The 9,717-nt window shown below is 53.5% G+C and carries 14 protein-coding genes; 5 read left to right on the forward strand and 9 right to left on the reverse strand.

The window, feature by feature from the left end:
* The 4 genes from MVK46_RS05375 to MVK46_RS05390 all read right to left on the reverse strand — a co-directional run.
* A partial coding sequence (locus MVK46_RS05375) for an aldo/keto reductase (RefSeq protein ID WP_297535616.1) occupies nt 1–392 on the reverse strand: 392 nt, incomplete at its 3' end.
* A gap of 84 nt (nt 393–476) precedes the next feature.
* A complete protein-coding gene (locus tag MVK46_RS05380) occupies nt 477–683 on the reverse strand; it encodes a hypothetical protein (RefSeq protein ID WP_297535617.1) in 207 nt (68 codons plus the stop codon).
* 17 nt (nt 684–700) lie between these two features.
* A complete protein-coding gene (locus MVK46_RS05385) occupies nt 701–994 on the reverse strand; it encodes a winged helix-turn-helix domain-containing protein (protein WP_297535629.1) in 294 nt (97 codons plus the stop codon).
* A gap of 84 nt (nt 995–1,078) precedes the next feature.
* Nucleotides 1,079–2,314 (reverse strand): 2,3-bisphosphoglycerate-independent phosphoglycerate mutase, encoded by a 1,236-nt coding sequence (locus MVK46_RS05390; RefSeq protein WP_297535618.1) that lies wholly within the window; start codon nt 2,312–2,314, stop codon nt 1,079–1,081.
* 90 nt (nt 2,315–2,404) lie between these two features.
* On the opposite strand from MVK46_RS05390, the gene MVK46_RS05395 reads away from it, so the two are divergent.
* The 3 genes from MVK46_RS05395 (at nt 2,405) to MVK46_RS05405 (ending at nt 4,178) form a co-directional block, all read left to right on the forward strand.
* Nucleotides 2,405–3,337 carry a calcium/sodium antiporter gene (locus MVK46_RS05395; protein ID WP_297535619.1) on the forward strand — a complete coding sequence of 311 codons (933 nt, stop codon included), beginning with the start codon at nt 2,405–2,407 and terminating at the stop codon, nt 3,335–3,337.
* A gap of 42 nt (nt 3,338–3,379) precedes the next feature.
* Complete coding sequence (locus MVK46_RS05400) at nt 3,380–3,880, forward strand: HIT domain-containing protein (protein ID WP_297535620.1); 501 nt, start codon at nt 3,380–3,382, stop codon at nt 3,878–3,880.
* Nucleotides 3,881–3,965: 85 nt separating this feature from the next.
* Nucleotides 3,966–4,178: a TRAM domain-containing protein gene (locus MVK46_RS05405; protein ID WP_297535621.1), complete on the forward strand. Its 213-nt coding sequence runs from the start codon at nt 3,966–3,968 to the stop codon at nt 4,176–4,178.
* A gap of 2 nt (nt 4,179–4,180) precedes the next feature.
* On the opposite strand, the gene MVK46_RS05410 is transcribed toward MVK46_RS05405, so the two are convergent.
* Nucleotides 4,181–4,867, reverse strand: coding sequence for an STK_08120 family protein (locus MVK46_RS05410; protein WP_297535622.1), 687 nt, complete (start codon nt 4,865–4,867; stop codon nt 4,181–4,183).
* Between the two features lie 66 nt (nt 4,868–4,933).
* Nucleotides 4,934–5,674: an FAD-dependent thymidylate synthase gene (gene thyX / locus MVK46_RS05415; protein WP_297535623.1), complete on the reverse strand. Its 741-nt coding sequence runs from the start codon at nt 5,672–5,674 to the stop codon at nt 4,934–4,936.
* Between the two features lie 187 nt (nt 5,675–5,861).
* Between thyX and argF the strand changes: the two genes are divergently transcribed.
* Together argF and MVK46_RS05425 are read left to right on the forward strand one after the other, a co-directional pair.
* A complete protein-coding gene (gene argF / locus MVK46_RS05420; protein ID WP_297535624.1) occupies nt 5,862–6,809 on the forward strand; it encodes an ornithine carbamoyltransferase in 948 nt (315 codons plus the stop codon).
* A 126-nt stretch (nt 6,810–6,935) separates the two neighbouring features.
* Nucleotides 6,936–7,865, forward strand: a complete 930-nt coding sequence (locus tag MVK46_RS05425) for an RsmB/NOP family class I SAM-dependent RNA methyltransferase (protein ID WP_297535625.1) — start codon at nt 6,936–6,938, stop codon at nt 7,863–7,865.
* Here the strand turns inward: MVK46_RS05425 and MVK46_RS05430 are convergent.
* The 3 genes from MVK46_RS05430 to MVK46_RS05440 all read right to left on the reverse strand — a co-directional run.
* Nucleotides 7,852–8,847, reverse strand: a complete 996-nt coding sequence (locus tag MVK46_RS05430) for a hypothetical protein (RefSeq protein ID WP_297535626.1) — start codon at nt 8,845–8,847, stop codon at nt 7,852–7,854. The genes MVK46_RS05425 and MVK46_RS05430 overlap by 14 nt on opposite strands.
* Nucleotides 8,847–9,419: a metallophosphoesterase gene (locus tag MVK46_RS05435; RefSeq protein ID WP_297535627.1), complete on the reverse strand. Its 573-nt coding sequence runs from the start codon at nt 9,417–9,419 to the stop codon at nt 8,847–8,849. Before MVK46_RS05435 ends, MVK46_RS05430 begins: the two co-directional genes overlap by 1 nt.
* A gap of 8 nt (nt 9,420–9,427) precedes the next feature.
* A partial coding sequence (locus MVK46_RS05440; protein WP_297535628.1) for a hypothetical protein occupies nt 9,428–9,717 on the reverse strand: 290 nt, incomplete at its 5' end.

The raw sequence follows: 9,717 nt of genomic DNA on the forward strand, positions 1-9,717 counted from the left end.
AAAGTTTCCTCTATCTTCCTCCAGCTGTCGCCGGGCCAGTGGAGGAGGTGCAGGTCGATGTATGTGCCGAGCCTATTAGCGCTCGCCCTTACCGCTCTCTTCGCCCTCTCGTAGCCGAAGTTCGTGGGCCAGACCTTGCTGATGATGAAAAGCTCGTCCCGGTCAAAGCCCTCGATGGCCCGTCCAACCAGCTCTTCCGAGTGGCCGGCGCCGTAGAACTCGGCGGTGTCTATGAGGTTTATGCCGAGTTCGAGGCCGTAGCGGAGAACCTCAACGCTCTCCTCGTCCCGCGAGTAGTCGGGGCTCTCGTAGCCACCGATTCCCCAGGTGCCGAGGCCTATGGCGGTCACCCTATCTGAACCGATGACCTTAGGGTCTCGAAGAACACCCACGCTATCACCTAATAAAATAGAAGCGTTTAATCCCTTTTAAGGTTTCCGTTTGAACGCTAAAATCTAAGTCACAAAGTTGTGGAATCAGACCTCTTCGAGCTTCTTCCTGACTTCCTCGGTGTTCCTCTTCGTTTCTTCGAGGGTGCTCCTCAGCCTTTCGAGCTCGAGCTTGAGCTCGTGAAGCGTCTTGTTCATCTGGTAGAACGCGAAAACCAGTATAACCAGCAGTATCAAACCGATTATGACTGAAATCCAACCACTTGGAGTTGCCATATGCTCACCCCACGGCATTTTTCACCACTCCTCCTTTACTCCTTTAGGCTCTTAACAACGTCGTTGTCAATCACTATCTTGAAGGGCTTCGCCCGGTAGTATTTCTTTGCCCTCGGGTCGTCGGGTTCGAGACGAAGCTCGCTCTCCACGAGGCCGGCCTTCTCCAGCTTTTTGAGGTGAAGGTAGAGCAGTTGCCTCGATATTCCGAGAACCTTGGCCATTTCGTAAACGTACCACTCCTTTTCGCAGAGCATCTTGAGTATCCTAACTCTGATGGGATTGGAGAGAGCCTCTCCTATGAGGACCAGTTCCTCGACACTCTGAACCATGGGCATCACTGTTGAAGCGCTCTAAGGAAGTTTGGAAAGAGAAGAATAAAAAGTTTTTCCATATGGAAGGTGGAGAATTAATGATTAGGCCCCGAACTTCTCGGAGCGGTTCATCAGGTCCATCATTATCGGCACTATGTCATGGCCCTTAATCCTTCCCAGTCCACCGCGCATGCACTCGCGCTCCCCGAAGCTCTCGGTGTAGTCCGTTCTAACTCCGCCGCCCGCTATCAGAACGGGAACAGGGTCCCCGCTGTGGTTCATGACCTCGCACGGCGTTGAGTGGTCGCCCGTTATCGCTATCACAACCTCGTCGAGGTCGATGTGTTCAACGATGTAGCCAATCATCCTGTCGGCCTTTTCAATCATCTCCACCTTCAGCTTCGGGTTGTTGTCGTGTCCTGCGGCATCTGTCGGCTTGAAGTGCAGGAACACGAAGTCGTAGTCCCTGAGAAGCTCGACGGTCTTCTTTGCCTTGGCCATCTCGTCGGTGTTGTACTCACCCGTTGCTCCCTCTGGTGTATAAACGTCGAAGCCGATTGCCCTCGCCACCCCCTTGACGAGGGCCACCGCTATAACTCCCGCGGCCCTGACCTTCCACTGCTCGGTGAACTTCTTCTCAATGTCCGGCATTATCCCCGCTCCCCTGATTAACAGGTAGTTCGCGACCGGCTTTCCTTCCCTTCTGCGCTTCTCGTTTATCGGGTGCTTTTCAAGAACCTCGTGCGCCTTCTTCACGAACTCCTCGAGGATTTCCGCAACCTTCCTGCTCTCCTCATCCTCCCACGTGAACTTCTCCGGCGGTTTGCCCGCTTCGTGGGGGTCGTTCTCGCCGACACGGTAGCCCTTGGCCATTCCTTTAAGGACCAAAACTGCCCGGTGCCCGGTGGCTCCAACGAATATGAAGTCAATCGGGAGCTTTACCTCCTCCTGAATTGTCTTCGCAAGCTCGTGGGCTTCCTCCGTGCTTATCCTTCCAGCTCTTCTATCAACGATTATCCCGTTCTCAAGGGTGGCGAAGTTAACGCGGAAGGCCAGGTCGTCCTCGTCTAAATCTAACCCAACGCCGAGGGCCTCGAAGAAGCCTCTGCCGCGGTAGGTTTTGTAGGGGTCGTAGCCGAAGATGCTCAAATGGGCCGTGTCGCTTCCCGCCGGCTGACCGGGTTTTATCGGGTCTTGCTGACCGAGGATTCCCCTCTTGGCGAGTTTGTCCATGTTCGGAGTTTTCGCGTACTCCAGCGGGGTCTTCCCTCCAAGCTCTTTAATCGGCCTGTCGCCGAGGCCGTCCAGGATTATCAGAAGTCCCTTTCTCTTCCTCATGCTATCACCGGGGGTGGTTAAACTTTCACGTTAAAAAGCTTTGTTGGGCAAACTTATTAAAGGCCCGGAGAACCCTTTAGGGGGGTAGGGATGCTTGAATTTGCAGTGTGGGCCTTTGCAATAGGCGCTGGAATAGCGATTCTCGTGGCTGCCGGTGACAAGCTCTCGGACAAGATAGTGGAGGTCGCGAGAAAGGCTGGCATTTCGCCCCTCGTGATAAGCATAGTTCTCATAAGCTTGGCGACGACCCTTCCGGAGCTTACGACGAGTGCTCTGGCAAGCTACGAGGGGGTCAATGGAATAGCCCTTGGAAACGCCCTGGGAAGCATATTCGCGAACATAGCCCTGATACTCGGCCTGGCCTCGGTGATTAAACCCCTCAAGGCCAGCCCCTCCGCCTACGAGAACTCAATTGTGATGCTGTTTTCAATGATTCTCGTCATAATACTGTCGCTTGATGGAACGCTGAGCAGACTCGATGGTGCGCTCCTCCTCGCATCTTACGTTGTCTATCTGAGGTGGCTCCTCAAAAGGCATACGAGAGTCAACGTTGAGGGAGAGAAACACGGAAGCGCTACGTCTTTGGACTACGCGGTTCTCCTTATCCTCGGGCTCTTCTTGGTTACCGGAGCCAAAATGGTGGTCTTCGGTGGCGAGAACATAGCAAAGGCCCTCGGTGTTTCTGACTTTGTGATTGGAGCGACTGTGGTCGCGGTAGGCACCTCCCTCCCCGAGATGACCAACGCCCTTTACGGGGCGATACGCGAAAGGGGCAACATAAGCGTTGGAAACATAATCGGCGCGAACATAATGAACGCCCTCGTGGTCCTTGGAGTCGCCTCGCTGATTAGACCCATACGAACCGGTGCCTCCACGCTGACGGTTGTTCTAGTCCTCGCGGCGATGGTTCCCATGATAATCTCTCTGAAGAGAACCGGTGGAATAGGGAGGAAGCTGGGGATATACTTCCTGCTCCTGTACGGACTCTACCTCACGTTGCTTTTCTCTGGCTTCGAACTGTAATCTTTTTAAGCACGCTTTCCCCCTTTCGCTGGAGGTGATTAAATGAAAATCCTGTGGGCACCGTGGAGAATCGAGTACATACGCTCACCCAAGCACGACGGCTGTATATTCTGCGATTTTCCGAGGGAGAACAGGGATAAAGAAAGGTTAATCCTCTACAGGGGAAAGCACGCCTTCGTCATAATGAACAACTACCCCTACAACCCCGGCCACGTGATGGTTGCCCCGTACCGGCACGTCGCCAACTGGGAGGAGTTGACCGATGAGGAGCTTCTCGAGATAATGAAGCTCACACAGCTAATGATTAAGGCTATAAAGAGGGCCATGAACCCGGACGGCTTCAACCTCGGCGTGAACCTCGGCAGGGTTGCCGGCGCGGGAATAGACAGCCACGTCCACCTCCATATAGTCCCGCGCTGGAACGGGGACACGAACTTCATGCCGGTAATAGCGGACACCAAAGTCATTCCAGAATCGCTCGAGGAGGCCTATGATGAGCTGAAAAAGGCCATAGACGAGCTGAACAAAAGTAAGAAAGTTTAAAGTTTCACATGTATACCTTCTCCTTCTCAATGTTTTTATTGTCGGCAACTCCCCAACTATTGACAGCCCTTAGGTGGTGTCAAACTTGGAGCAGAACAGGTCTGTTCAGAGGAGACCTCCCGTTAAGAAGGGGGAACACTATAAGGTAAGGATTGAGGCCCTCGGAAAGGGTGGAGATGGCATTGCGAGGGTCAGGGGCTTTGTTATATTCGTTCCCAACACAAACGTTGGGGATGAGGTGGAAATTGAAATAAAGAACGTGAAAGAGCGCTTTGCCTTTGGGGAAGTCGTTGGATGAATTCAAATCTTTTTGGCTTTTATTCTGAATTTTCTATCCAATGGCAGTCCCTCAAACAGCTCGGAACCCAGCTCGACGACCGGAACGTCCGCCTCAATAACGGATTCTTTCATGCCCTGCCTGACGCGTATCTCCTTGAGGTTTCCCTCAACGACTTTCACTGAAAGGTACGTTCCGTCCTCGGCCCAGCCTTCGAGAACGAAGTCCTTTCCGAGTTCCATCGCTATCCTCTTGATGAGAGCTGGAGCGGTATCTGGGTCTATGTGTTCTACTTCTCCCTCGTTCCCGGAGAACTTCACCAGCGGACAAGTTGCCGCTGAGCAGAACTCCTTTATGGCCTCGGCTATGCCCTTCGCAAAGTTCTGGAGGGGTTTTCCCATGAACGTTTCCCCGAATCCGGCCCAGCTTGCAGTAACCTTCAGTCTGTTGCCCTCCATCTTGAACGTCACAGTAAGAATGCCCTTGTCGCCCCTGAAGGTGTAAATGACCTCGTTTCTCCCTATACCGACGTCAAGTTCGAATTCATAGCCGAAGTTGAAGATGAACCTCGGGACTTTGAAGCTCACCCTGTTCCCCTCGAGCTTTTCGAAGTAGGGGAAGAACGGGAGCGTCTTTTTTGGCTCACTTAAGATGAGAACGAGGGTTTCCCAGGGGTACGGGAGTTCGACTTCCCAGCTTTTTGATTTCATTTTTCAAACCTCCCTTTTGAACATCGAAAAAAAGGACGCTAAAGGGTTTTTAAAATATGCGGAAGATTAATCGCCGTAGGCTATTTTTTTCCATCTTTCTTTCGTTCTGAGAAGACAACCCTTTGGCATAAGTTCCCTCTCCGGACAGTAGCCGAGCTGAACACATCTCGGCCCGAGCTTTGCCCATCTGATAATCGGTCTAAGCTCTTCGTTTCTGGCAATCTCCTCCAGCATCTTCCATGCCACCTCACGGAGTTCCCACTGAGTCCTTTCACAAAGTCTAAGACCGAAGAAGTGCTTCAGCTCGCGCAGGTTCATCGTCACAACTATCTTCGTCCTGACCGCCTGGGGGAGGATAAAGCGCGCGTCCTCTTGGTGGATTCCCGCTTTATAACTTTCCTCGTAGAGTTCAATGGCTTCCTGCATCAGCTTTCTCCACTTTTCATAGAGTTCAGGCTTTTCTTTAACGCTCTCGGGAATTACGAAGGTTTCCTCGACGTCGTTTGGGTTCAGCTTTATGTACCTCTGGCTCTGCTGGGTGTAGCTCGCTATCCTGTGGCGGACGAGCTGATGGCTACAAACCCGAGAACAGCCCTCGATGGAAAAGGTCAAAACCGCGTGTTCGAGAATTGACTCGTGGCCGTAGCCGAGAACCCTGGGGAGATGCATCTCGACGTCTCTCTCGGTCGTCCTCTCAAAGGCCTCGCTCTCCCATTCCTCCCAATAGCTGACGAGGGCTGCCCACGTGACCGTTTCGAGAGGTTTTTTCGTATAATTGACAAGTCTTACCTTGATTCTTCCCTCCATTAAACTCACCGATGTGAAAAGAAGGGTTCTCTTATTAGCTTTATTGTCCTATGAAATCCGCTGACGTTCTTTCGATTTACGTTTGGAAACATCGAGGGGACTTCGCATCAAAAGATTTCGCTAAACAGTTCCCTCTCCCGACGAAAGGGTTATTAGATGCTTCCATGAAGAATTTTCGGTGATAGACATGGTAGTTAGTCTGGTTGGAAGGGACATGCTCTGCCTTCAGGACTACACGAGGGAGGAAATCGAGACGATTCTCAAGACCGCCGAGATGATGAAGATATGGCAGAAAATTGGCCACCCGCACAGGGTTCTCGAGGGCAAGACCGTCGGAATGATATTCCAGAAGCCCTCAACCAGAACCCGCGTCAGCTTTGAGGTCGGCATCTACCAGCTCGGCGGTCTGGGCCTCTACTTCAGCGCCAACGATTTACAGCTCAGGCGCGGAGAGACCATAGCCGACACGGCGAGGGTTCTCAGTAGGTACGTTGACGCGATAGTGGCGAGGGTCTACGCCCACAAGGACGTGGAGGACCTCGCGAAGTACGCGAGCGTTCCGGTGATAAACGCGCTGTCCGACTTCTCCCACCCGTGCCAGGCTTTGGCGGACTACCAGACGATACTCGAGAAGAAGGGTAGGATTCAGGGCCTTAAGATAGCCTACGTTGGTGACGGAAACAACGTCGCTCATTCCCTCATGATAGCAGGAACCAAGCTTGGAGCGAACGTCGTCGTGGCAACTCCCGAGGGCTACGAGCCCGACGAGAAGGTCATCAAGTGGGCTGAGCAGAACGCGGCCGAGAGCGGCGGCTCGTTCGAGCTCCTCCACGACCCCGTTCAGGCCGTCAAAGATGCCGACGTCATCTACACCGACGTCTGGACCAGCATGGGACAAGAGGCGGAGGCAGAAATCAGGAGGAAGGTGTTCAAGCCGTTCCAGGTTAACAAGGAGCTCGTCAAGCACGCCAAGCCGGACTTCATATTCATGCACTGCCTCCCGGCCCACAGGGGCGAGGAGGTTACCGACGACGTCATAGACGGATCGAACAGCGTGGTCTGGGACCAGGCCGAGAACAGACTCCACGCCCAGAAGGCCCTCATGGCTCTCATCATGGGCGGGATAAAGGCCTGATTTCGCCTTTTCTCTCTAATAGTTTTTGCCACCAGTTGTGAAAGCAGACTTTCATAAAAAGTGCAGTTTGTGAAAGTCGAGTTTCACAGAACGAATGATTTTAAACACCTCCCCTAATCCCCTCACATGCTGGAAAAGCTCTTCAGCCTCGGCTACTCCAAGACCTTTGCGGAGCGTTATTACGAGCTCTGGGGTGAGAGAGCCTTAGCTATCGCCGAGGCCATGGAAAAGCCTCTGCCGAGGTGCTTCCGCGTAAACACGCTCAGGATAGAGGTTTCAAAGCTCACCAAGCTCCTCAACAAGAAGGGCTTCCAGTTTAAGAGAGTTCCCTGGGCGAGAGAGGGCTTCTGCCTGACGAGAGAACCCTTCTCGATTACCTCCACGCCCGAGTACCTGAGCGGTCTCCTCTACATCCAGGAGGCGAGCTCGATGTATCCTCCAGTTGCCCTCGAACCAAAGCCCGGTGAAACCGTCGCGGACATGGCCGCCGCTCCCGGTGGAAAGACGAGCTATCTGGCCCAGCTCATGGAAAACGAGGGCATTATTTACGCCTTCGACGTCGGTGAGGACAGGTTGAAGGAGACCCGCTTAAACCTCTCGCGTCTCGGCGTTACGAACACCGTTCTCTTCCACCGCTCGTCGCTCTACATAGACGAGCTCGGCGTTGAGTTCGATAAAATCCTCCTCGATGCTCCCTGCACCGGCTCGGGAACGATACACAAGAACCCCGAGCGAAAATCCAACAGAACTATGGAAGATGTGAAGTTCTGCCAGAACCTCCAGATGAAGATGCTTGAGAAGGCCCTGAGCGTCCTCAGAAAGGGTGGAATTCTGGTCTACTCCACCTGTTCGCTCGAGCCGGAGGAGAACGAGTTCGTAATCCAGTGGGTTCTCGATAACTTCGACGTTGAACTGCTTCCCCTCCGCTACGGTGAGCCGGCCTTAACGAGGCCCTTCGGAATCGAGCTGAGCGAGGAAATAAAGAAGGCGAGGCGCTTCTATCCCGACAGACACGGGACGAGCGGTTTCTTCGTCGCAAAGCTCAGGAAGCTTTAGCCTTCTCTGCTTTGCCACCAGTTTCCCCGAGGAGCCTCTCCTCTATTTCGTGGAGCTTTTTCCGAACGTCTTCACTCAGAAGCTTTTCGAGTTCTTCTCTTGCCTTCTCGGCAAGCTCGAACTTCGACTTGAACTTTCCAAGTTCCACCCAGTCGATTTTCTTCTTGCCCACGAAGACGTCTATGTCGCAGAGCCTCGTGTAGCCCCTGTATTCCAGTCCCTTCAGCAGGAACTTCACGCGCTCAGGCTTCTCCCACGTCAGGAGCTTGAGCCTGTAAACCGGAACGCGCATGAAGGGTCTTGGATAATCCCAGTCCCAGCCCTCGCCGACTATAAATCCAAGGTCGAGGTCCTCAATGACGAGTAGCAGTCTCTCAATGTTCTCTTCATAGCGTCTGTTGGTGTCGTAAAGCTTTATTGTTACCTCGTTCCACTCAGGGAGGAGCTTGAAGAGCAACATCGGGAGGTCTATCAGCAGTTCGCGGTACACGCTCAGGAAGTCCCGCCTTACGAGAACCGCCCCCTCAACGTCTTCCGGCCCTATCGGCGAACTCAGCTTTTTCCTCGTTACGGATATCACGGTGTCGCATGCCTCACCGAGGTTTAATGCGTCGAGCTGGGTCATCACCTCGCCGCCGAACTTCTCGGCGAGCATCTTTAGGGCTTCCTCGACCTTCTCGGGAATGCGGAGCAGGATTATAGTGCTCTCAATCTCAACCCTCTTCACGGGCAGGTCGCTGTTCACTATCTCCGCGAGAACAACCTTTGCACCCCTCTTTACTAAGAAGCCCGTTTCCGGGGGTATCGTTTTGGTTTCCTCCGGCGGAGTCACGAGGAGTATTGTCTCGAACTCGCTGCTCTCCCTTATTGCCTCCTCTGTTGGAATCTCCTCGACGCCAAAAAGTTTGGCCACACCCTTTTTCAGGGTCTCAACGTCCCCCCTCAGGAACACGATGGAGGGACCGAATCGCATGAGTCTCATCACAACCCCCTCCTGAGCTTGTAACCCCGGGCTGTGTCGGTTCCCACGGGGTAGTCAATCTTGATTACCCTTCCGCTCGGCAGGAAGATGAAGTTGACGCCGAGAACCGCGTTAAGTCCCCCGGGTATGGCCTTGAAGTTGTGGCCGTAGAGCTTGAAGTCTGCATCTCTACCGGCAACGTCCCTCCAGCAGTGACCGAGCACGAGAGTCTTTCCCTCAATCTCAACCAGACTTCCCGGTTCCACGACGCTATCCCCAAAGAATTTTTCGAGAAGCTCCCTGCTGTCTTCGTTGCCCGGGACGATGTAGAGCTTGGCGCCGGAACCCTTGAGAATCCGCGCGAGCTTCCTCAGGCCGGCCTCGTAGGCGGGCTTTAGCTCTGGCCTTCTCTCCAGCTTGACGTTGTCAACCAGGTCCCCCGTGTGGATTATCACGTCGGGCCTGTACTCGTCTATGAGTTCTTCAATGAAGCGGTAGACGCTCTCGGGGGTATCGCCGATGTGCATGACGAGGGTTTCCTCAGAGTTTCCCCTGAGCTTTCTAAGCTTTCTCCTCCTCAGGAAGCCGAGCATCGGGAACACTAATAGAGGTTGGATTGTTCGCCTATATTACCGTTTTCCCGGTAGTGTTTTATCGTTAACAAACCCGCAAGCAGGGTGAGTCCAAAAAGTGCTGTGGCGAAGATTGTAAGCTGAATTGACTTCACAACGCAACCCCAGAGCAGGAGGAACGGAAAGTACGCTATTAAGAGCAGTGACCCCAGAGAGCGGGGGTTTACTTCATCTCCCTTGACCTTAAGCTCATCGAGTCCCCTCTGAATCCCCCTCGTGAGCAAAACGCCGAAGATTCCAATCAGGAGCAGTGAGCCAA

The sequence above is a fragment of the Thermococcus sp. genome (genome assembly GCF_027066465.1).
GTDB lineage: Archaea > Methanobacteriota_B > Thermococci > Thermococcales > Thermococcaceae > Thermococcus.